23 protein-coding genes are annotated in these 20,442 nt (G+C 34.2%); 5 read left to right on the top strand and 18 right to left on the bottom strand.

Going from position 1 to position 20,442, the window contains the following annotated elements:
- Positions 1 to 8 precede the first annotated feature (8 nt).
- The 9 genes from CLV90_RS11610 to CLV90_RS11570 form a co-directional block, all read right to left on the bottom strand.
- Positions 9 to 1,655 (bottom strand): FAD-dependent oxidoreductase, encoded by a 1,647-nt coding sequence (locus tag CLV90_RS11610; RefSeq protein ID WP_133687638.1) that lies wholly within the window; start codon positions 1,653 to 1,655, stop codon positions 9 to 11.
- Between the two features lie 12 nt (positions 1,656 to 1,667).
- The gene (locus CLV90_RS11605; RefSeq protein ID WP_133687637.1) at positions 1,668 to 1,937 is read right to left on the bottom strand and encodes a UBP-type zinc finger domain-containing protein; all 270 of its coding nucleotides are present in this window, start codon (positions 1,935 to 1,937) and stop codon (positions 1,668 to 1,670) included.
- 52 nt (positions 1,938 to 1,989) lie between these two features.
- The gene (locus CLV90_RS11600) at positions 1,990 to 2,463 is read right to left on the bottom strand and encodes a Dps family protein (protein ID WP_133687636.1); all 474 of its coding nucleotides are present in this window, start codon (positions 2,461 to 2,463) and stop codon (positions 1,990 to 1,992) included.
- Between the two features lie 254 nt (positions 2,464 to 2,717).
- Positions 2,718 to 3,554 (bottom strand): DUF4437 domain-containing protein, encoded by an 837-nt coding sequence (locus CLV90_RS11595; protein ID WP_133687635.1) that lies wholly within the window; start codon positions 3,552 to 3,554, stop codon positions 2,718 to 2,720.
- A 21-nt stretch (positions 3,555 to 3,575) separates the two neighbouring features.
- A complete protein-coding gene (locus CLV90_RS11590) occupies positions 3,576 to 4,052 on the bottom strand; it encodes a cupin domain-containing protein (protein ID WP_133687634.1) in 477 nt (158 codons plus the stop codon).
- Positions 4,053 to 4,080: 28 nt separating this feature from the next.
- Entirely contained in the window at positions 4,081 to 5,088 is a 1,008-nt protein-coding gene (locus tag CLV90_RS11585; RefSeq protein ID WP_133687633.1) for a zinc-binding alcohol dehydrogenase family protein, read from the bottom strand.
- A gap of 20 nt (positions 5,089 to 5,108) precedes the next feature.
- Positions 5,109 to 5,768, bottom strand: coding sequence for an oxygen-insensitive NAD(P)H nitroreductase (gene nfsB, locus CLV90_RS11580; protein WP_133687632.1), 660 nt, complete (start codon positions 5,766 to 5,768; stop codon positions 5,109 to 5,111).
- Positions 5,769 to 5,976: 208 nt separating this feature from the next.
- Complete coding sequence (locus tag CLV90_RS11575; protein ID WP_133687631.1) at positions 5,977 to 6,276, bottom strand: putative quinol monooxygenase; 300 nt, start codon at positions 6,274 to 6,276, stop codon at positions 5,977 to 5,979.
- 60 nt (positions 6,277 to 6,336) lie between these two features.
- Positions 6,337 to 6,966: an alpha-ketoglutarate-dependent dioxygenase AlkB family protein gene (locus CLV90_RS11570; RefSeq protein ID WP_133687630.1), complete on the bottom strand. Its 630-nt coding sequence runs from the start codon at positions 6,964 to 6,966 to the stop codon at positions 6,337 to 6,339.
- 164 nt (positions 6,967 to 7,130) lie between these two features.
- On the opposite strand from CLV90_RS11570, the gene CLV90_RS11565 reads away from it, so the two are divergent.
- Positions 7,131 to 8,027 (top strand): AraC family transcriptional regulator, encoded by an 897-nt coding sequence (locus tag CLV90_RS11565; RefSeq protein WP_133687629.1) that lies wholly within the window; start codon positions 7,131 to 7,133, stop codon positions 8,025 to 8,027.
- Here CLV90_RS11565 and CLV90_RS11560 read toward each other — a convergent pair.
- Complete coding sequence (locus CLV90_RS11560) at positions 8,024 to 8,779, bottom strand: aspartate/glutamate racemase family protein (protein WP_243835399.1); 756 nt, start codon at positions 8,777 to 8,779, stop codon at positions 8,024 to 8,026. The genes CLV90_RS11565 and CLV90_RS11560 overlap by 4 nt on opposite strands.
- A 239-nt stretch (positions 8,780 to 9,018) precedes the next feature.
- Between CLV90_RS11560 and CLV90_RS11555 the strand changes: the two genes are divergently transcribed.
- From CLV90_RS11555 to CLV90_RS11540, 4 genes are all read left to right on the top strand, one after another.
- A complete protein-coding gene (locus tag CLV90_RS11555) occupies positions 9,019 to 9,759 on the top strand; it encodes an SDR family oxidoreductase (RefSeq protein ID WP_133687628.1) in 741 nt (246 codons plus the stop codon).
- A gap of 21 nt (positions 9,760 to 9,780) precedes the next feature.
- Positions 9,781 to 11,175, top strand: a complete 1,395-nt coding sequence (locus tag CLV90_RS11550; protein WP_133687627.1) for an NAD-dependent succinate-semialdehyde dehydrogenase — start codon at positions 9,781 to 9,783, stop codon at positions 11,173 to 11,175.
- Positions 11,176 to 11,413: 238 nt separating this feature from the next.
- On the top strand, positions 11,414 to 12,412 hold the full coding sequence (locus tag CLV90_RS11545; protein WP_133687626.1) for an NADP-dependent oxidoreductase: 999 nt from the start codon (positions 11,414 to 11,416) through the stop codon (positions 12,410 to 12,412).
- A gap of 44 nt (positions 12,413 to 12,456) precedes the next feature.
- The gene (locus CLV90_RS11540; RefSeq protein WP_133687625.1) at positions 12,457 to 13,134 is read left to right on the top strand and encodes a type 1 glutamine amidotransferase domain-containing protein; all 678 of its coding nucleotides are present in this window, start codon (positions 12,457 to 12,459) and stop codon (positions 13,132 to 13,134) included.
- 69 nt (positions 13,135 to 13,203) lie between these two features.
- Here CLV90_RS11540 and CLV90_RS11535 read toward each other — a convergent pair whose 3' ends face one another.
- The 8 genes from CLV90_RS11535 to CLV90_RS11500 form a co-directional block, all read right to left on the bottom strand.
- Positions 13,204 to 13,755 carry a dihydrofolate reductase family protein gene (locus CLV90_RS11535; protein WP_243835397.1) on the bottom strand — a complete coding sequence of 184 codons (552 nt, stop codon included), beginning with the start codon at positions 13,753 to 13,755 and terminating at the stop codon, positions 13,204 to 13,206.
- A 19-nt stretch (positions 13,756 to 13,774) separates the two neighbouring features.
- On the bottom strand, positions 13,775 to 15,166 hold the full coding sequence (locus CLV90_RS11530; protein ID WP_133687624.1) for an FAD-binding oxidoreductase: 1,392 nt from the start codon (positions 15,164 to 15,166) through the stop codon (positions 13,775 to 13,777).
- Positions 15,167 to 15,188: 22 nt separating this feature from the next.
- Positions 15,189 to 15,965, bottom strand: a complete 777-nt coding sequence (mddA, locus tag CLV90_RS11525; protein ID WP_133687623.1) for a methanethiol S-methyltransferase — start codon at positions 15,963 to 15,965, stop codon at positions 15,189 to 15,191.
- Between the two features lie 118 nt (positions 15,966 to 16,083).
- Positions 16,084 to 17,142: a nickel-binding protein gene (locus CLV90_RS11520; protein ID WP_243835395.1), complete on the bottom strand. Its 1,059-nt coding sequence runs from the start codon at positions 17,140 to 17,142 to the stop codon at positions 16,084 to 16,086.
- 202 nt (positions 17,143 to 17,344) lie between these two features.
- The gene (locus CLV90_RS11515; protein WP_133687621.1) at positions 17,345 to 18,019 is read right to left on the bottom strand and encodes an SCO family protein; all 675 of its coding nucleotides are present in this window, start codon (positions 18,017 to 18,019) and stop codon (positions 17,345 to 17,347) included.
- Positions 18,016 to 18,636: a toxin-antitoxin system YwqK family antitoxin gene (locus tag CLV90_RS11510; RefSeq protein ID WP_133687620.1), complete on the bottom strand. Its 621-nt coding sequence runs from the start codon at positions 18,634 to 18,636 to the stop codon at positions 18,016 to 18,018. Before CLV90_RS11510 ends, CLV90_RS11515 begins: the two co-directional genes overlap by 4 nt.
- Positions 18,637 to 18,639: 3 nt before the next feature.
- Positions 18,640 to 19,419, bottom strand: coding sequence for a YHYH protein (locus CLV90_RS11505; protein WP_133687619.1), 780 nt, complete (start codon positions 19,417 to 19,419; stop codon positions 18,640 to 18,642).
- A gap of 211 nt (positions 19,420 to 19,630) precedes the next feature.
- Entirely contained in the window at positions 19,631 to 20,383 is a 753-nt protein-coding gene (locus tag CLV90_RS11500; protein WP_133687618.1) for a hypothetical protein, read from the bottom strand.
- Between the last annotated feature and the right edge of the window lie 59 nt (positions 20,384 to 20,442).

Genomic DNA, 20,442 nt, shown 5'->3' with positions numbered 1-20,442 from the left:
TAGATGGTTTAATTGGTGGTAGTAGCAAATTTATCTTGCGCCAGAAACTTATGAATATCGCTTACCACAATAGAGCCTTCTCCAACGGCTGATGCTACACGCTTTACAGAACCCGAGCGTACATCACCAACTGCAAATAATCCTGGTAAACTGGTTTCAAAAGTGTATGGTTTTCTCTGGCTAAATTCTGATTCGCTATTTAAAGCATTATCGCAAATGGTGAGTCCCGTATGTACAAAACCTTTCGCATCAGTATCAATAATATTATCTAGCCATTCTGTACATGGTTTTGCACCAACAAAAGTAAAAAGATAGCTTATTTCATTAGGTACAAGAGTGTCTTTTTGTTTGATGTCAACTTTTTCTAAATAGGTATCACCATCTACTTTGACCACGTTGCTATTGGTCAATACTTCAATGTTTTCACAAGCAATAATTCGCTGAACCAAATAGTCGCTCATTTTTGCACCTATATCTTCTTTTCTAATAATTATATAGACTTTATGTGCGTAATTTGCCAAGAATAATGCCGCTTGTCCTGCGGAATTTCCTCCGCCCACAATACCAATTTCACTGTTTTTACACATATTGGCATGCATAGAAGTTGCGCTATAATAAATACCTGCACCTTCATATTTTTCTATACCATCTAATGGCAATCTTCTATATGCCGCACCTGTTGCAGCAATAACTGTACGTGCCTTTAAAGTTGATGTATTGCTTGCATTTACCTCATAAAGACCTGCATTTTTTTGAATACTTTCAACCCTATGCGGTACCGAAATGGTACACCCAAATTTTTGTGCTTGTATGTAGCCGTTATTCGCTAAATCTCTACCGGAAATTCCCGTAGGAAACCCGAGGTAGTTTTCAATTTTAGAACTCTTACCAGCTTGTCCTCCAGGAGAATTACTATCAATGGTCAATACTTTTAATCCTTCAGATGAAGCATACACACTGGCAGCTAAACCTGCTGGTCCCGCACCAATCACCAATACATCATAAATTTCATCATCTAACTTTAATCGAACACCAGAACACTCCCCTATTTCATCAATAGAAGGACGAATAGAAATCTCATTCTGACTATTAATCATAACAGGTAAATCTGATTCTTTCAAGTCAAAAGCTTCTAATATACTTTTAAGTCCATCATCTTTATCCGAATCGACAAAAGTATATAGAATGTCATTTTTGTCCATGAAATCGCGAATAGCATACGTTTCATTAGAATGTTCCGAACCTATTAACTTGACCCCTTGTATACTGTTTTTTAAACTTTCTTCGCGCAATAAAAATGCGTTTAAAAGTAAATCGCTAATATCACTAAACTTTGAAATAGCTTTTTTTAACTGGTCTGGCTTTATGCGTATTACTTGAGTGTTTTTTAATGTTTCTCCACGTACTCCAATAGCTCGGTGAGAAAGAATACTACTAGACCCTGAAAATTGATGCCTACCATGAATGGTAACATTGCCCTTGTCCTTCTCTGGGTCAATAATTTTAATACCTCCTTCTAAAACAACAAAAAAATCATATCTCTTATCACCATAATCTAGTATCGTAGTAGGAATTTCAAAATTCTCTACAATACCATAACCTTTCAACTTTTCTACTTGTTGATTGGTGAGTTCAGGGAATCTGGCATCTATCATATTTAGTTTGGTTTAGTAGGTTACAAAAGCTTTATCTGCATAACACCAAAGCCACCGTTCATTAGGTTCTGCAGAACTAATTACCGGGTGACCCGTAGTATGATTATGTGCAGTAGCATGCTTATTTTTAGAGTCGTCACAACAAAGCGTTACGCCACATTCTTGACATGTTCTTAAATGAACCCAACCATCGCCGAGTTTTACACATTCTTCACACACATGCTTGGTAGCCGTTTTTAATTCTGAAATAGCATTGATATGACTACAAGATTCTTGCTGCATGGCTTTTTGGTATTAAAAATTTAAATAAGAAGTTGAAAATTACCAGTGAAGTTTAACTTACACTAGCACGTAACATCCAAGCCATTTCTTCATGTTCTTGTAATAAACCCGTAAGAAAATCTGCTGTACCTACATCATTTAAATCATCTTCAATAGTAGGTATAATTTTTCTAATTTCTACAATGATGGTATCGTGGTCTTGTAACAAGACTTTCATGTAGTTTAAACTAGAATTGTCACCTTCTATTTCTTCGGAAAGATGTGTAAGTTGTAAAAATTGCTTTAAAGTAGCTGGAGCATAATGACCAATTTTACGAATACGTTCTGCTACCCCATCAGTAAATTCTTTTATAGCATTGTAATGGTCTTCAAAAAATACATGTTTGGTATGAAAATCAATACCTTCTAAATTCCAATGCGCTCTTAATGTCTTAGTGTAAATTACATATTCATCTGCCAAAATTTTAGATAAATGTTCAGCAACTTTTTCTCTGTTTTCTTCTGTAATTCCGATGTTTGTTTTCATTTTCCTTTATTTTTAATTTAATTTTTAAACTTCCCCGACAAATTAAGCATAGAAATTGATTTTTACTAGCTGTTCATAATCTGTAAATAGCTCATTTACAATAATTATTAATACTTTTAGTTCCTAATTTTAAATCTGTAAGATTTGTTTTACTAATTACGAAAACCTTAAAAATTTCTACATCTATTAGCTCAAGTCATCTAAAAACTAAGTTTGTATTAGGTTGATAATCGAAATACGTCAACCTAAATAATTTAAATATTCACTTCAAAATCTCCGTTGCTTCTAATATAAAGCACAGTTTCTTTTTCTGCTGAAATTATTGAAGTTGCATTTTCTTCTGCACCAAAATAAGATGGCGCATCTAATTGGTTTACTGCACCTTTTTTAGAAAACTGGTGTGTTAATCCTCCAGAAATAACAACTGCTCTAAAATTTGGACTCAAATTTTTAATTTTACCTTTAAAACCTGCTGGTAATCTTAAAAGCGTTGCACGCAATTGATTTTTTTCGTGGCTTCCCCATAAAAAAGCAGTTTCAACATTACTCTTTGCAGAAACCCATTCAATATCGTTAGCATTTAACCAAACCAAATTCGATTTATCTACATTTACTGGACGCTCTCCATTATCAAAAGCTTCTGAAGTTGGTTTTACTAAATACGGTCCTTCTTGAATATCTAAAAAAGCCATATTTTCTTGACCATCTGCAGCAGTTATGTGTGCTTCTCCTGCTGGTTGTTGCCAATAAGAACCTGCTGGCAACCATTGTTTTGCTGCTTGTTCATCATCATTATGTAATAAACCTTGAATTACTACTCCACGATAGGTAATATTGTGAATGTGTGGTGGCGAAGAAAATCCTTTGTTGAATTTTACTAAAAATCCTGCTGGTCCGTTTTTGGTACGATCTCCCCAAAGTTTTCCTGCAGCCGGACTTTTATCGCCTCGTAACGGATTTAACCATCCCCATTCTACGTTGTCTGCGGTTACTACTTCATTTATAGATTTTGCAGCATCTGTAGTTGGTGTCTGTGCATTTGCATAAAAGCCTGCGACTAATGCCAATGCGATTAAGATACTTTTTTTCATTTTAAAGTTTTATAAATAGTATTAATCTTGTTTTTCTGTCTTTTTTAAATAATCTGGTAGCTCTTTAGACAACCAATCTTCACGAACAGGAACGTGAACATCTAAATCTACAGTTTCTTCTAATGCCCAAAATTCGTGAGGTACATTTTCAGGAAAAACAATCACTTCTCCTGCTCCAACTTCTACAAATTCCTCTTTACCATCAATAATAGTCTTGATTTTAACCTTACCAGACATTATGTATGTTATCTGCTCGTTTGGGTGTTTGTGCCAAGGAATATGCGCGTCTTTTTCTAAATTGAAAATCGTCATTTGTCCTTTTTGACCGTGAAACCACTTGCGTTTAATTCCTTCACCAATAGTTTCCGATTCCATTTCATCAAAATTGAAATGTTGCACTTTCGAAGTGGCTATAGAATCTATCGTATTTACTTGTGCATTTGCTGTGTAACTGGCAAATAATGCTGTCACAGCTAATGCTGCTAATGTGTTTTTCATTTTACTTAATTTATTTGACTCATTGAGCCTAAAATCCTTCTAAAACAATTTTACCTTTTGCTTTACCAGTTTCTAAAAAAGCATGTGCTTTTCTTAAGTTTTCGGCATTTATAGTTCCAAAGTTTTCGCCCAAAGTGGTTCTAACGGTTCCGTTATCAATTAATTCAGAAACCTCGTTTAAAATGTTATGCTGTTCTATCATATCATCTGTCTGAAACATAGAACGTGTGAACATTAACTCGATATGCGTAGAAACTGCTTTCCCTTTAAAAGGCATCACATTCATCACTTTTGGGTCATCAATAAATCCGAATTTACCTTGAGGTTTAATCAGTTTTACAATTTCATCTACATGATGTTCGGTAGCGTTTAAACTCACCACATATTCGGGAGCTGGTAGGTTATATTTTTCAAACTCATCATTGAGTTTATGTCTATGATTGATAACCGTATCTGCACCTAACTCTTTTAACCAATCGGTAGTTTCTTCGCGAGAAGCGGTACCAATAATATGCAGTTTTGTCAGCTTTTTAGCCAATTGCACCAAAATTGAACCTACACCACCAGCAGCACCAATTACTAAAATAGATTTGTTGGCATCATCTTTAGAAACTTGTAATCTGTGAAACAACATTTCATAAGCTGTAAGTGTAGTTAATGGTAAAGCAGCAGCTTCAGCAAATGATAAACTTGCAGGTTTTTTACCCACAATACGCTCATCTACAACTTGATATTCTGCATTACTACCTTGACGTGTTAAATCACCTGCATACCAAACCTCGTCACCCACTTTAAATAGCGTAACATCTTCTCCAATAGCAGTTACAATTCCCGTTGCATCCCAACCGATTACTTTCCAATCATCACCTTCTACAGGCATATTGGCACGTACTTTGTAATCTACAGGGTTTACTGAAATCGCTTTCACTTCTACTAGAATATCTCTTCCAGTTGCTTTTGGCGTATCTAAAGTGATGTCTTGTAGCGATTTTATATTATCAATCGGTAGATTCTCTTTATATCCTATTGCTTTCATCTGAATTGTAAATTTTGAAATTATAGTAATGTGAAAATTTCACTTTCAGCTAATCTTGATTTTGGTGTTTTTTCGGTAGAATTAAAATCGGATTGCGCTCTGTATCCTAAAGACACAGCTACTAATGACGTGTATCCTTTTTCTCTTAATCCGAATTCTTCATCTAATGCCTTTACATCAATACCTTCCATTGGTGTTGCATCCAAACCTAAACTAGCAACACCTAACAAAAAGCTACCAATGTTAAGGTATACCTGCTTTTCCATCCAGTGTTGTAAATCCTTTAAATCGTATTTATGAATACCTGTAAAAGCTTTAACAGCGCCTAGAAATCCGTTTTTAATATCTTCATTAGGGAATCTTCCGTCTTTATCTTCAGTATCTGCAATATGCTGGTAGTATGCGTCATCTGCATCAATCTTTGAACAAAACAATACAACAGCAGAAGCATTAGTTATTTTTGGCTCATTGAAACTAAAAAAGCCTTGTGTTCCTTTTGCAATACGTGCCTTACCTTCTGTAGTTTCGGCAACTATAAAGTGCCAAGGTTGAAGATTTACACTTGAAGGGCTCATTCTCAACAAGTTTTTGACTTCAGCCATATCTGCATCACATATTTTCTTAGTGATGTCGTATTCCTTTGTAGTGTATCTCCAGTTTAATGTATCGTTTAAATTCATTTTTATCTTTTTACTATGTTGATTGAATATTATAGAACAAAGATAAATAGGTGATACCGCCAAATTTGAGTACAAAAAGAGGTGATGTTGGTATAAATAGAGGTTTTTTAAGGGATAAATCTTAAAATTTTCCTAATACGTAATTATAACAAGTAAAAACTAAGGTTTTAAATACTTGAATTATATAGCAAACCTTTATAAATACAAACTAAGCAGTTAACTCAGTCATTTTATAAGCACTTAAATTTTCTAATTTGTCTTTGGATGCTACTCTATACACCGCTATATGGCTACTTTGAGAATGTTTGTCTAAATACGCTTGATTTACCCATTTTTCGTGGAATAAAAATAAATTGGGATTCTCGTTATCTTGATGCAAATCGTAAGCAATATTGCCTTCTTCGCCTCTAGTAGGACCTACTAGTTTCAGCAATTCTGATTTTATTTCTTCTCTAAATTCCTCTTTTACTACAACGTTTACTACAAGGGTTAAATATGATTTTTTCATAAGATATTTCAAATAGATTCTACAATTGGTGTATAAATATAAAGATTGATGAACGAAAGACTATGTAATCCACCTAAAGGTTAGGTTAATTCTAGGCGATATTGGTTTTGACGTTTTCGGAATTTTATGCTTCCAATTTTCTTGGGTAGCACCTTGCATCAACAATAGACTGCCATTTGCTAAAGGAATATCTACACGTTTTAAATCTTTACGAGATACGTGTTTTAACTGAAAAGGTCTTGTTGCTCCATAAGTTACCGAAGCAATTACAGTATTTTTACGTTGATCGCCTTTATAATCTTGATGCCAATCTACACTGTCTTTTCCGTCTCTGTAATAGTTAAGAAGACAACGTGAGAATTTGACGTCTACCTCCTGCTCTATCCGATTTTTAATAAAAAGTAAATCGTCGTTCCACAAATGCATTTTACTTTTGGTATTGGTGTATTGAATGTCTTTACTAATGTCGCCATACCAAGCGGTTAACCTAGGATAATCTACCAGTTTGCCGTGAATGATAATTTGCTCTTGTTGCCAAGGTGTGTTTTCTAATAAACTCTTATACAGCTTATTACTTTCTTCTATATTGAAAAAATTTTCGAACAACGTAACATCTGCTCCTGGTAAATCATATACTGTTTTACAGACTTCTTTTGTTGAAAATAAATTGGTTTGATTAAATATATCCATGAGTAAATAAGCTTTATGTTTTTTAAGCCAACACAAAGATACTTGCTTTACCGCAAAACCATAGGTAATTATATGGGTGATAATTGTATAAATAAAGGTTAAATTTTGATAGTGAATACAGATTTGACCTATTTTAGCTGATATATCCTTTAATAATTCTGTAAATGCAAGTATTAGAAGCCTACAAACCTTTTGAAATACAAGAAATTGAGTTGACAGATTGGAAACAACGTCCCGTTAAAAACAATTTTTTTGAACTGGTTTTAATTAAAGATGGAGAAGGCACACAATGCATAAACTATAATGACTATACTTATGAGAAGAATAGCATGTTTTTGTTACCACCTTTGAAATGTCATTCTTTTACTATAGAAAAACCTACCAGATTTGTATTTCTAAAATTTACCGATTCGTTTTTTAAGAATGCGAACAGAATAACCATTGATAGAAACGAATGGTTTAAGGAAGCTTCGTATATCTTATCTAATTACAACCAATTACCAGGAGATATCATTAAAAATGAACTGGATCGAAATTATCTCGAAAACCTTATTGGCATGATTCTTCAAGAATCTAGAAATTATGGTGAAGAATCTATAAACCTGGTTACTAGTTTAATGACCAGTATTTTAGAGATTTTAATTCGCAATATTAAAAAGAGCACCTACTTTGAATTACCAAAGAACAATTCTGATGATAGAATTACTAATATGCTGACTTATATCAACACAAATATTGACAAAACCGAATTACTGAAAGTTGAAAATTTAGCTGATGTTTTTATGATGTCGCCTACATATGTGAGTGAATATTTTAAAAAGCAAGTGAGCATGTCTTTGCGAGAATACATCATTAAAGCAAAGTTGAAGCTTGTAGAAATTCGTCTTCTAAACTCAGATTACACATTAACCCAAATTGCAGATGATTTAGGTTTTACCGATGTAAGTCATCTTTCAAAAACCTTTAAACGTTATACAGGTTCGTCTATTCGTGATTTTAAAATAAAGGGAGAATACATGTTATTGAAAAGAGCATCTTGCTCACCAACGGCAAGTGCCTAAGCAGTCATTTCCATTTTTTTAGATTCCCTGATCAGTGCTCGTGCTAATACTGTGGTTGCATCGATAATTAAACTGTCTTCAATTTTTTCGTATTGAATGGCTAACGGAATTTCTGTGCAACCTAATATAACGGCTTGGGCGCCTTTTCTAGACAAATAGGTTGCTGCCATGCTTAGGTTTTCTCTTGCTTTTTGATTTACAGGATTTGAAAAAGCTTTAATACCATAGCTGGTATCGTAAATAGACGGATGCACAAATAAAACTTGAATATCTTCGGATGGTTGAATCACTTCAATATTATATTTAGCAAGTACTTCGGGGTAAACTTTCGCAAGAATAGTACCTGTTGTGCCCAGTACACCTACTCTAGTAATTTCAGGATGCTTTTCAGAAATGTATAATCCTACTTCTTCAATAAGGTTTACTAAAACACATGATTCTGGTATGCTTTTTTCAATTAAACTTAAAATCGGCTTGGCATGTGCAGTGTTACAGGGTATACCTATAATACTAGAACCACTGGCAATTAAAGAAGCTATAATTTCAGATATCGCAATACCAGGATTAATTTCTGTTTCACCTAAAAGGTATTTGGTACGGTCAATAATTTTATGAGGCACCGATAGCATAGAAACAGGCAAATGGTCTTGGTCAGATGTAGCTTCGGTTAAGTCGTACACTTTCTTAATTAAATCGATACCGGCATAGCTACCTACTCCGCCAACTATGCCGATCATTTTATTTGTCATCATAACTCCGTCTTTTTCTTGAAAAAGAATTAAGGCATCAAATTAATGGCATTTAAATAAGTAATGGTCTTAATAAATCTATAATTTCTAAATCGGCTTTCATTCGATATAGTCAGGGTCACTTTTTTGACTCGTAAAGTTTCATTCTTAGCTCATTTCCATATCCGTCAATTCTTCATTTAATCTAGCTAAAAGAATCTAGTCACACCCAGTAAATTGCCTTCAAATCAAAATAAGACACAATGAATTTAGAAGATAAAGTACTAATTATAACAGGAGCATCTAGTGGTATCGGTAAAGCTACAGCAATAAAATTGGCAGAAAACGGAGCAAAAGTAGTTTTGATGGCGAGAAGCGAAGATGAGCTAAACGATTTAAAATCTGATATTACTAAAAAGGGCGGAGAAGCATTAGCAGTAGCCGGTGATGTAACTAAGAAAGCTGATTTCGAAAATGTAGTTTCTAAAACGAAACGCGAATATGGTAAAATATCAGGATTAATAAACAATGCAGGCTTAATGCCGCTTTCATTTGTAGAAAAGTTGAAGACAGATGAATGGGATAAGATGGTAGATGTTAATATAAAAGGTGTATTAAATGGTGTAGCGGCTGTATTACCAGAATTAAAAGAAAATAAGGGCGGTAATATTATTAATATTTCATCCATGGCTGCGAACAGGTATTTTCCTGGTGGGGCTGTGTATTGCGCTACCAAATCGGCAGTAAAAATGTTTTCAGAAGGGCTACGTCAAGAATTGGCACCTAAATACGGAATTAATATTACGTCAATAGAACCTGGTGCCGTTGCTACCAATTTGACAAGTACGATTAGCGATGAAGATATTAAGGACAAAATGAAAGAAATGCAAAAAATGGAAACCTTAGAGGCAGAAGACATTGCAAATTCTATCTACTACGTATTAACTCAACCAAAACGTGTCAATATCAACGATGTCTATTTGGTACCAAGCGAGCAACAGTAAAATTAACTTAAAACACAAGATATGTCTACGACAACAAAACAAGATACATTCAAAACAATTAACCCAACAACAGGTAAAGAAATAGCTTCACACACCTACATGACAGATGAACAGGTAGAAGAAAGCATTCAAAACTCTCAGAAAGCATTTTTGAAATGGAAAATGAAATCTATTGAAGAACGCGGCGAGATTATTAAATCTATAGGTAAAGAGCTTCAGAATTATAAAAAAGAACTAGCAGAGTTAATGACCGACGAAATGGGTAAACTTTTATCGCAAAGCGAACACGAAGTTGACCTATGTACTTCAATTTGTAATTATTCTGCAGAGAACGCTCCAGAATTTTTAAAGAATGAAGAAAGAAAATTATCAGATGGCGGAAGAGGAATAATCACCTATTCACCCATGGGAATAATTTATGGTATTCAACCTTGGAACTACCCAAGTTATCAAGTATTGCGATATACTATTGTAAACCTAATGGCTGGTAATAGTATTTTATTAAAGCATGCATCTAACGTTACGGGTACGGCAAAATTATTGAAATCCATTTTTGATACCGCTGGTTTACCAGAGAATTTATTTAATGTAATGGTTATTGACCATGAGCAGTCTAATGCGATTATAGAACACAAATTAATTAGAGGTGTTACCTTAACTGGTAGTCCGGTTGCAGGTGAAAAAATCGGAGAACTAGCCGGTGCACAACTAAAAAAGACAGTATTAGAATTGGGTAGCAATGATGCCTATTTGGTGCTTGATGATGCAGATATTGATTTGGCAATAGAAAAAAGTGTTATGGGGCGAATCTATAATAATGGAGAAACCTGTATCGCGGCTAAAAGATTTGTAGCTACCGAAAAGGTGTATGACGAGTTTAAAGAGAAATTTGTTAAAGCAATGGATGCTTTAAAAGTGGGTGATCCTAAAAAAGAGGAAACCGAATTAGGACCAATGGCGCGTGAAGATTTAAGAAAAAAGATTCACGAACAGCTTGAAGAAAGTGTTGATAAAGGTGCTGAAATTTTATGTGGCGGAAAAATCCCTGATGGTGAGGGCTACTTCTACCCTGCCACGGTTTTAGGTAATGTAACGCCAGGTCAACCAGCATATGATGATGAGTTATTCGGACCAGTTGCTTCGTTAATTAAGGCAAAGGACAATGAAGATGCAATGCGTATCGCTAATGATAGTAGATTCGGATTAGGCGGCGGAATTTTTTCTAGAGATGTTGATAAGGCAATTGAATTGGCAGAAAAGCATTTTGATACGGGAATGGTATTTATAAATTCCTTCGGATTAGCAAATCCGATGATGCCATTTGGTGGTGTTAAAGACTCAGGTTACGGAAGAGAACATGGCGGATTCGGAATGAAAGAATTTGTGAATGTGAAAGCCATTACTATAAAGAAATAAATTATAATAAGAACTAAAAAGCATCTTTACAGATGCTTTTTTTAATGCAAAAAAGTAATTCGTTTTATAAACCTTTGTTAAAAAATGAATGTTCATTCTTTTTTTGTAATATCTTTGAAGTGTCTAAGAAACACAGATTATAAGTTTGCAATTTATAATATAAAAGTATACTAGTGAATGCACTAATTATCACATATTTCTTAGACTATAAATTAGCATAGAATTTAAATAATAACTTATGAATAAGTCCATTAATTTAAAAAAACGTCCGGTGGGTACTCCTACTCTTTCTGACTTTGAGTTTGTTGAATCTGATATAAATCCTAGTATATCTGATGGTCAACTATTGTTAGAAGCCAAATATATTTCTGTTGACCCCTATTTAAGAGGTCGTATGAACGATGCCAAATCTTATGTTCCTCCTTTTAAATTAGGGGAGCCGATAAGTTCTGGAATTGTTGCAGAAGTTATAGAATCTAACAACGAAGGTTTTAAGAAAGGTGATTTTGTATCAGGATTATTACAATGGAAAGAAAAGCAGGTTTCTACGGGTGAAGGCTTGCAGAAAATAGATAAAAGCAAAGCGCCACTAAGTGCTTATTTAGGTATCGTTGGTATGACGGGCTTAACGGCATTTTTAGGTCTAAACGAAATCGGGAATCCTAAGAAAGGTGAAACTTTAGTAGTATCTGGTGCTGCAGGCGCCGTTGGTAGTGTTGTAGGTCAGATTGGTAAAATTCTTGGTTTGAATGTTATCGGTATTGCAGGCTCAGATGAAAAAGTTGATATGATAAAATCTGAATTCGGATTTGATTATGGTATCAATTATAAAACTACAAAAGATATGCAAGCTGCTATAAAAGAGGCAGCCCCTAATGGCGTAGATATATATTTTGATAATGTAGGCGGACCAATATCTGACGCTGTTCTATTTAATATCAATCAGTTTGCACGTATTATCATCTGTGGTGCAATTTCTGTGTACAACAAAACGGAAATTCCGATGGCAGTGGCTGTACAACCGTTCTTGGTTAAGAATAGTGCTTTAATGCAAGGATTTATTGTTTCCAACTACGCAGATAAATTCCCAGTAGCTATGAAGCAACTAGCAACTTGGTTAGGTGAAGGTAAATTAAAGTATAAAGAAACTGTCGTTGAAGGCTTTGAACATACGCCACAAGCGTTCTTAGATATGATGGATGGTAAGAATAAAGGAAAAATGATAGTTAAAGTCTAAATACAAGACTTGCTATAAATCAATAACTTAAAAACAAAAATAAAATGAAAATATTATTCGTATTAACGTCCCACAATCAATTAGGAGACACAGGAAAGAAAACAGGGTTTTGGATTGAAGAGTTTGCAGCTCCGTATTACGCATTATTGGATAAAGGTGCTGAAATTACAGTAGCGACACCAAAAGGCGGTCAAGCACCAATTGACCCAAGTAGTGATACTGAAGATGCTCAAACAAAAGATACAAAGCGTTATAAGGATGATAAAGATGCGCAAAGTGTTATCAACAACACTAAAAAATTAGCTGATGTAAATGCTTCTGATTTTGATGCCGTATTCTACCCAGGTGGTCACGGACCGTTATGGGATTTAGCTAACGATGCAACATCAATTAAATTGATTGAAACATTCAATGAGCAAGCGAAACCAGTTGCATTTGTATGTCACGCACCTGCAGCTTTGAAAGGAGTTAAAGGAACTGATGGTCAGCCATTAGTTAAAGGTAAAAAAGTTACTGGATTCACAAATAGTGAAGAAGCAGCTGTTCAGTTGACAGAAGTTGTTCCTTTCTTAGTAGAAGATATGTTACAAGAAAATGGCGGAATCTATTCTAAAAAAGAAGATTGGGCAGCATACGCAATTCAAGATGGTAATTTAATTACAGGTCAAAACCCTGCATCATCTGAATTAGTAGCAGAGAAATTATTAGCTGCTTTAAAGTAAAAGTTTAAGTTTGGTTATTAGTTAAAAGTCCAGAAAATCAATTGATTTTCTGGACTTTTTCTTTTAGGACTATTTCATATTATAGTTAACGGAATAGGTGTTAAATACCAATCCGCCATCATAAGCTTCCGTTAAGTTAAGTTCTAGTTGATGTCCTTGTTTAGATTCCCCAAATAATCGTACGCCTTCACCTAATACTAAGGGATTAATTTTTACTTTAATGATATCGATCAATTGATTGTCAAATAGCCATCCGGCGAAAATTCCACCTCCGCATAAGTAGATATCTGTAGTTGAGTTTAGTTTCAACTCTCTTATTTTACCCAAACTATAATCAGCAATTATATGCACCTGATCGCTTATGGTATCAAACTGTAAAGACTTAGAGAAAATATAGTGTTGCATATGTGCATATGCTGGCTGACCAGGTTTTAATCCGTAGGCGTATCCAAATTCATAAGTGTCTTTACCCATGATAGTGGTTTCAAATTCTTTTAGATCAGACAAGTATTTTGTAACACCACTACCCTCACCTACAAAACCGCTAATATCATCATTCAATCCACAGATAAATCCGTCAATAGAAATGGCAACGTAATAGATTATCTTATTAATAATCATTATTTTATATAGCTATAAGTTACGCTTTAGGAGCGATGTTCTGATTTACTCTAAAAAAATTATTTGGGTCATATTGATATTTTATTTTGGTTAGTCGCTCATAATTCTGTTTATAGCTTGCTTTAATTCGCTCTTGACCTTCATCCATCATAAAGTTGGAATACGCTCCGCCAGCAGAGTATGGGTGTAGTGCGTTGTAATAATCTTTACACCAATTGGTAATTTTATCGGCATTTTTGGGGTCAGGGTCAACACCAACATATACGCCACAATACTCAGCGTCACGATATGCCCAAGGCGTATCTGTAGCTCCCACTCTGCTTGCTGCGCCAGAAATGGGGTATAAATGCATTTGTGATAAAGGAGTAGGTATTTTAGATCCAAATTTTAAATGTTGGGCACTTATTTCAGGAGTTAAAGATTTGAAGAAATCAGCTTTCCAATACCACTGCATTCCTGTAGGAAACAAACCATCGAACATAGCTTGCAACGCTGGATAAGGCATTTCGCCCATATGGGCAAACAGCGGATTTTTATCTAAAACCGGCGCAAAAGTTTCTTTTATATTATCCATGTCACCAGTATAACACCATACAATGGCACAAAACTTCTTGTTGTGTAGATGTTCAGGAAATGGAGATTCAGGAATTATCATGGTGGCTATAAAACCATTAATATCATCTGGTGCCGTTCTAATAAAACTATCGAACCAAGCCATAATTTCCTCGGTCTGTTCTATAGGCCATAATGTTGGCCCGCCATACACCATTTTTTGATGATGTGCTTGAAAAGTAAATTCTGTTACTACTCCGAAATTGCCACCCCCACCACGAATAGCCCAAAATAGATCAGAGTGTTCATCCTTATTAGTTATTACAATTGATCCATCTGCCAAAACCATTTCAGCTTCTAAAAGATTATCAATGGTTAAGCCATATTTTCGAGAAAGATAACCCACACCTCCACCAAGTGTGAGTCCGCCTACACCGGTGCTTGAAACCATACCAGAAGGGATTGCCAAACCATATTCATGTGTAGCATTATCTACTTCGTTCCAAATACAACCTCCGCCGACTTTTACGGTTTTATTTTCTGCATTTACGGTGATTGATTTTAAACCTGATAGGTCAATGACCATACCATCATCACATAAGCCTAATCCACCCCCATTATGACCGCCACCTCTTATTGCAACAAGTAAATTATTTTTACGTGCAAAATTTACAGCGGTTTGTACTTCAGTAACATTACTGCACATGACTATACCGCCAGGATGTTTATTTATCATAGCGTTATACACCTTGCGCGAAATATTATAGTCCTGGTCTGTAGGTGTTATTATAGTACAGTTAATTAAGTTGTGTAGGTCGTCAACTAATTTTTTTAAAAAGGATTGTGTCTCTATTTTCATAATTTAAATTTTTAGATTGGTATTAAAGTCCACTTTGCACACCTTTTGGCTCTATGGTATTATTGTTAGAAAATTTTGTGAAAGGAATAATCATGGGAACCTTTTTTTGGTACTCTTCATAGGTTTTGCCTAATGCTTTTTTAAGATCCTTTTCTTCTAGGAATTTAACGGCAACTAGAATATAACTAGTTGTTATTACTGCAAATAACAGGTGACCTACGGTCATAATTGGTGTAGCCCAAAAAGCGATTATGAATCCTAGCATTATAGGGTGACGTACCAATCCGTAAAAATAATTTACTCTAAATGAAGGTTCTTTTGTAACCTTATTTTTTAGATTATCCACAATCTGGGTAAGACCAAAAAGTTCAAAATGGCTTATCATAAATGTGGATAATAAAACAATCAACCAACCCATAAAAAATACACCTTGAACAATAGTAGCTAAGATTACATTATCAACAGACCATATCACAGCGGTCATAGGCTTCCACTGCCAGTAAATCAGTATTAGTGCCAAGCTTGATAAAAGAATATAGGTGCTCCGTTCCGCAGCCTTGCCAATTATTTTAATCCACCACTTTTTAAAAGACGGTCTTGCCATAATACTATGTTGTAAAGCAAAAACACTGAGCACACCAATATTTATTAGTAGCGCATTTATGTAATTTATTTCAATACCAGAATCTATACTTTTTGGCACCCATAAATTATTGACGAAACCAATTGCATATAGAAATGCGAATAGAAAAATGATGTAAGCTAGAATACCGTAAATAAGGATGATGATTTTTTTCATGACATTGTTTGTTTTGGTTATACATTCCAAAACTAGTCATGCTTTTTCATTGTTAATTCTACATTTCAACCAAACACTATAACATTTCGTTCAGTATAAAAAGGAACAAAAAATATGTTTAAATGCTCTTTAAGTAATTAGATGGCAGTACTTTATATTTTTTTTGAAAACATTTTGTAAAATACGCAGCACTATTAAAACCCGTTTCAAAAGCTACTTCAGAAATATTACGGTCCTTTTTTAGTAGAAGTTTAATCGCTTTATTTAAACGATGACTTTGAATTAAATTATTAGTTGATGTCTGTAATAGACTTTTGGTTTTACGATAAAGTTGCGAAGTACTTAACCCTAAATGAGAGCAAAAATCGTCAACACCTAAATTGGGGTTTTGCCATTCGCTTTCTAAATAATTCATAACATCGTTTAAAAACTCTTCTTCTTGAAAAAGTAAAGTTTTAAACAAATTAGGGTCAAGTTTTTTATTTTGATTTTCACTTTCATACAACTCTTTAACTTCAGTAGTTATAATAATGTGTGAATGTTGAATATCAGTTAAACGTTTGGCAGTTTTAATCGTTTCTTCAAAGAAACCATGGTTTTGGGTAATGGGAACGCCAGCACCAATACCAATACGAATTTGTTCTGCACTTTTTTTATTTAGAACATAATACTTTTTCAATTCTAAAATACCATGTAGTGCGTTGGTTGTAGATGAAAAAGATATCAGCAAATATTCTTTATGACTGTCTATCAGTCGACCTGCATATTTTTCAATGATGTTTTTTATTTTTTCTAGTACTCTTTTTTTCGGAGAAGTTGAATACTGTCTATCCATAAATTTAAGTACAGCCAAAATTCGAAAACCAGGATTATTGACAATATTTAGTTCTTTTTTTTGAGATTTGGATGGGTCCTCAATGCGTCCTAAAAAAGATTCGACAATACTAGTATCGACTTCAATTATAGTGTTAGGCACATCACCATGTGAATTGGTATGCATTTCTATAATCGCTTCCATATTTGGAGCTTCGACTAAACAAAATGCGGTAGAACGGTCTTCGTCGAACCAATAGCTTAGACCTTTACAGCAATATTTATGTTGAACAACTAAATCTTGATTATGTAGATCTGCTACATCCTCTGCGGTTACTCCTTGAGACACATCGTGTCTATCCATGTATATGGGCATGTTGGTATTTTTTACAAGGTTACTGCTCGTAAAAACCGGAGGATTATGTTTTGTAAGCCATATAAAAGTAAGTATTTTTTTATAGGGGATTGATTGTTAATAGATTGTAATGCAATTTTTAACATTAATATACCTAATACTAGGTATACAATCATATAGTGTATTCAACGTAAAACTAAGCTAGTAGATATTACATTTCTTTCAATAATGTTTCAGTATCTGTAATCAATTGCGCTATCGAAGCTCGGTTGAGTCCATTATAAATACCTCTTATGTGCTTGTTTTTATCAATCAACAGAAAATTTTCTGTGTGTAAAAAATCATTGATATCCTTAGGAATACCTAAATCATTTTCTACAAAATATTCGTTTCTACCTAAGTTGTAAATTTCAGTTTTATCACCTGTAACCAAATGCCATTTAGCATCTATAACTCCGTTCTTTTCAGCATATGTTTTAAGAACAGAAACTGAATCTATTGAAGGAGTTACGGAATGTGATAATATAGAAACTTCATCATTATCTAAAAACGCCTCTTGCACTTTCGTCATGTTATTGGTCATCTTCAAACAAATACCTGGGCAACTCGTAAAAAAGAAATCAGTGATATAAATTTGATTATCAAAAGACTTTTGCGTCAATGTATCACCTAATTGATCAACCAGCTTAAAATCGGGAATCTTGTGAAATTGCTTCTCTTCTGCAGAATTAGGAGTGATCCAATGCGGAGTAAAAGATTCATCGTTATAATAAGGCAAGTACTCTACCCTACTGTTTTCTATAACCTTTATGTTTTCTTTTTTCACCGTTTGTTTACAAGCAGTAAACATTAGAATCGCAACTATATAAAGTACTGTCTTGTTCATAATAATTCGTTTTCTGATTTTACAACAACTTCATCTTCTAATTGATAGCAAGAATTCGCTCTTTTTAATCCGAATATGCGTCCGTTTTTAGCCTCGTAATTCACGTATAAGGTTCCGTTTTGCAACCATGCTTTTTGTAGACCTTCTTCTTTTCCATTAATCAACTGGCGTTCTTTTGCCAATTGACCATCTGAGTACCATTTTTTTTCTACTCCCTCCATATTACCATTAACATAGGTAGCTTCTTGCGCTAACTGCCCATTCTCCCACCAACTTTTATAAGAACCTTCTAAGCGATTATTTTTATAATGGTATTTTACTCGTAAAACACCGGTGTCTGACCATCTTTGTGCAACACCCTCTCTTTTGCCTTTTACAAAACCCACCTTCTCAGCTAAAGTTCCATTTTCATGTAAGGTCAGTGCATAACCATCATAAGGTGAGTTTTTGTAATACCAAGTTCCTTCAAGTTGATTAAGGACTAATTCTTCCTTAAATTTTGTTTCTTCCTTTATCGTTATAATTTCTTCGGCTACAGTTTCTGGTTCAGCTGTATTTTTACAACCGACTTGAAAAAGTAGTATAAAATAAATGATATGGAAATGGAACTTTTTCATATTTTAATATCCTTGGTAAGGACCTGCAAATGCTAAGTACGAACCAGTTGTTGAATACAATTCATTAATAATGTGGTAGTGGTATTCTTCTTCGCCATCAGTATACTGAGTAGTAGAAGTATGTCCGCCAGAAGCGTCTAAATCAGTTGGGTATTCACCTGTAGAATTACACTTACGACCGTAAATAAAAACACCATCTAATAAAACACCAACTAATTTTTCATCATCATCTGAAAATGCTACAGGCTCTAAATGATAGTGATAAACCCCAGGACCAATATGAGCACCCGTCCAATCTAAACTACCTGCTGCACCATCTAAAGGACCACCACCTTCTTGATCATTAAATAATGAAGAACCACTTACAGCGATACCAATGGTACCTAATTCGGTTTCAATGGTGCTACCTGTTAAATTTGGAGTTGCATCTATACGAATCGTTGTCGCATTATTATTGCTAGACATGATACTTGGAGTTTTGTCAACATCAGGTTCTTCTCTATACAAGGCATTACCTTCACCCCAATAAATTGTTTCATGATTTGGTAAACCTGTTGTTTCGATAACTACTTCAGAGCCGTCTAAATAAACGGTTACGGCATCTGAATTAAATGCAGCATATGCAGCATGTAATTCGGTAACTACTTCTTCATCTTCTATAGTAGATTCGTCACTGATAATAGTATCATCTACGCTGTCACTACTACAAGCGATTACAGATATCAATGCCAATGCCAAAACAAAGGGAAATGAGAGTACATTTTTTAAATTATTTTTTTTCATAATATTTAATTTGAGCTAAGTTTCTATTTATAATCAATACAATACTAAGCACTTAACGCACACCAAAATGTGCAAATCAGTGAATAGGACATAGTTTTCAGCGAATACCCAGTAACTTTCAGATTAATGATTTACCGTTAACGACTTTTGTTTTAATTCAATCAGTTTTTTAGCTAAAAGCACAATTAGGTTTTCAATTTATTCTACGCATTTATGGTCTGTGTAATTCTTGATTTAGTTTCGTGGCAATAGTTTTAGTTTTACTTCTTAGGTTTTTTGCTATTTCCAATTGACTTTTAGTCTGTAAGAGTCTATCTATTACTCCGTTTTGGTACTCTCTACTCACCAATAAATCTGGATAGTTCGATTGTATACCGTAGTTTTTTACACGCTGATAGCTGTAGGTGTTTGTTGGTAAGATCTCCATCAGAGAGATGTATTTTTCTATTTGGGGCTTTAACCGGTCTGAAATAACAGCCTCAATTTTAATTTGTTGATTATTGAAGCTATCCAGGTCATTAGGGTAAGCGGCAATCAACTCTTTAAGGGTTTCACTTTCAATAAACTCAAACTTACTAGTGACATTTATTGAATTAATAGCTTCATTTCTTATAATGGTTTTATCATAGTTTAAATTGACAATCAATGACTTCGCTTCTTGGGTTAATTCATGGGGTTGATCGCCTAAATAATTTATAGTATTATGTTGCATTTGAATGCTCTTTGTATAACTTACAATTGCACTATCGAGAACTATTAAATTCGTGTCTAGCTCTTGACTTAAGCTTTTATAAATTTTTACCTCTACGATTCGGTTTTTTCTAATTTCATTTAGGTCATTAATTTTCCAAGCAATTAAAAGACCTAGTACTATGAGTACTATTTCGCCAAGTGCATAAATGAAATAAGTTTTAAACTTCTCTAACCGTATAAGTTCATTTCTAACTTTTCTGAATAATACCATTACCAGTTATCTTAATACAAGTCTTATAGACTTCATTTGTAAAAAAAAGCTTCATGATT

Origin of the sequence: Maribacter spongiicola (assembly GCF_004364165.1) — a bacterium.
Taxonomy (GTDB): Bacteria; Bacteroidota; Bacteroidia; order Flavobacteriales; family Flavobacteriaceae; genus Maribacter; species Maribacter spongiicola.
Note: the sequence above shows the minus strand (reverse complement) of the source record. Positions and strands in the feature narration are given on the sequence as shown.

Excerpts from the sequence above, each read along its gene's own strand:
- CLV90_RS11530 (WP_133687624.1), bottom strand. The coding sequence starts at position 15,166 with ATGAAAATAGAGACACAATCCTTTTTAAAAAAATTAGTTGACGACCTA.
- CLV90_RS11540 (WP_133687625.1), top strand. The coding sequence starts at position 12,457 with ATGAAAATATTATTCGTATTAACGTCCCACAATCAATTAGGAGACACA.
- CLV90_RS11500 (WP_133687618.1), bottom strand. The coding sequence starts at position 20,383 with ATGGTATTATTCAGAAAAGTTAGAAATGAACTTATACGGTTAGAGAAG.
- CLV90_RS11535 (WP_243835397.1), bottom strand. The coding sequence starts at position 13,755 with ATGATTATTAATAAGATAATCTATTACGTTGCCATTTCTATTGACGGA.
- CLV90_RS11565 (WP_133687629.1), top strand. The coding sequence starts at position 7,131 with ATGCAAGTATTAGAAGCCTACAAACCTTTTGAAATACAAGAAATTGAG.
- CLV90_RS11595 (WP_133687635.1), bottom strand. The coding sequence starts at position 3,554 with ATGAAAAAAAGTATCTTAATCGCATTGGCATTAGTCGCAGGCTTTTAT.
- CLV90_RS11600 (WP_133687636.1), bottom strand. The coding sequence starts at position 2,463 with ATGAAAACAAACATCGGAATTACAGAAGAAAACAGAGAAAAAGTTGCT.
- CLV90_RS11570 (WP_133687630.1), bottom strand. The coding sequence starts at position 6,966 with ATGGATATATTTAATCAAACCAATTTATTTTCAACAAAAGAAGTCTGT.
- CLV90_RS11515 (WP_133687621.1), bottom strand. The coding sequence starts at position 18,019 with ATGAACAAGACAGTACTTTATATAGTTGCGATTCTAATGTTTACTGCT.
- CLV90_RS11610 (WP_133687638.1), bottom strand. The coding sequence starts at position 1,655 with ATGATAGATGCCAGATTCCCTGAACTCACCAATCAACAAGTAGAAAAG.
- CLV90_RS11590 (WP_133687634.1), bottom strand. The coding sequence starts at position 4,052 with ATGAAAAACACATTAGCAGCATTAGCTGTGACAGCATTATTTGCCAGT.
- nfsB (WP_133687632.1), bottom strand. The coding sequence starts at position 5,768 with ATGAATTTAAACGATACATTAAACTGGAGATACACTACAAAGGAATAC.
- CLV90_RS11560 (WP_243835399.1), bottom strand. The coding sequence starts at position 8,779 with ATGATGACAAATAAAATGATCGGCATAGTTGGCGGAGTAGGTAGCTAT.
- mddA (WP_133687623.1), bottom strand. The coding sequence starts at position 15,965 with ATGAAAAAAATCATCATCCTTATTTACGGTATTCTAGCTTACATCATT.
- CLV90_RS11545 (WP_133687626.1), top strand. The coding sequence starts at position 11,414 with ATGAATAAGTCCATTAATTTAAAAAAACGTCCGGTGGGTACTCCTACT.
- CLV90_RS11585 (WP_133687633.1), bottom strand. The coding sequence starts at position 5,088 with ATGAAAGCAATAGGATATAAAGAGAATCTACCGATTGATAATATAAAA.
- CLV90_RS11555 (WP_133687628.1), top strand. The coding sequence starts at position 9,019 with ATGAATTTAGAAGATAAAGTACTAATTATAACAGGAGCATCTAGTGGT.
- CLV90_RS11550 (WP_133687627.1), top strand. The coding sequence starts at position 9,781 with ATGTCTACGACAACAAAACAAGATACATTCAAAACAATTAACCCAACA.
- CLV90_RS11510 (WP_133687620.1), bottom strand. The coding sequence starts at position 18,636 with ATGAAAAAGTTCCATTTCCATATCATTTATTTTATACTACTTTTTCAA.
- CLV90_RS11575 (WP_133687631.1), bottom strand. The coding sequence starts at position 6,276 with ATGAAAAAATCATATTTAACCCTTGTAGTAAACGTTGTAGTAAAAGAG.
- CLV90_RS11505 (WP_133687619.1), bottom strand. The coding sequence starts at position 19,419 with ATGAAAAAAAATAATTTAAAAAATGTACTCTCATTTCCCTTTGTTTTG.
- CLV90_RS11605 (WP_133687637.1), bottom strand. The coding sequence starts at position 1,937 with ATGCAGCAAGAATCTTGTAGTCATATCAATGCTATTTCAGAATTAAAA.
- CLV90_RS11520 (WP_243835395.1), bottom strand. The coding sequence starts at position 17,142 with ATGGATAGACACGATGTGTCTCAAGGAGTAACCGCAGAGGATGTAGCA.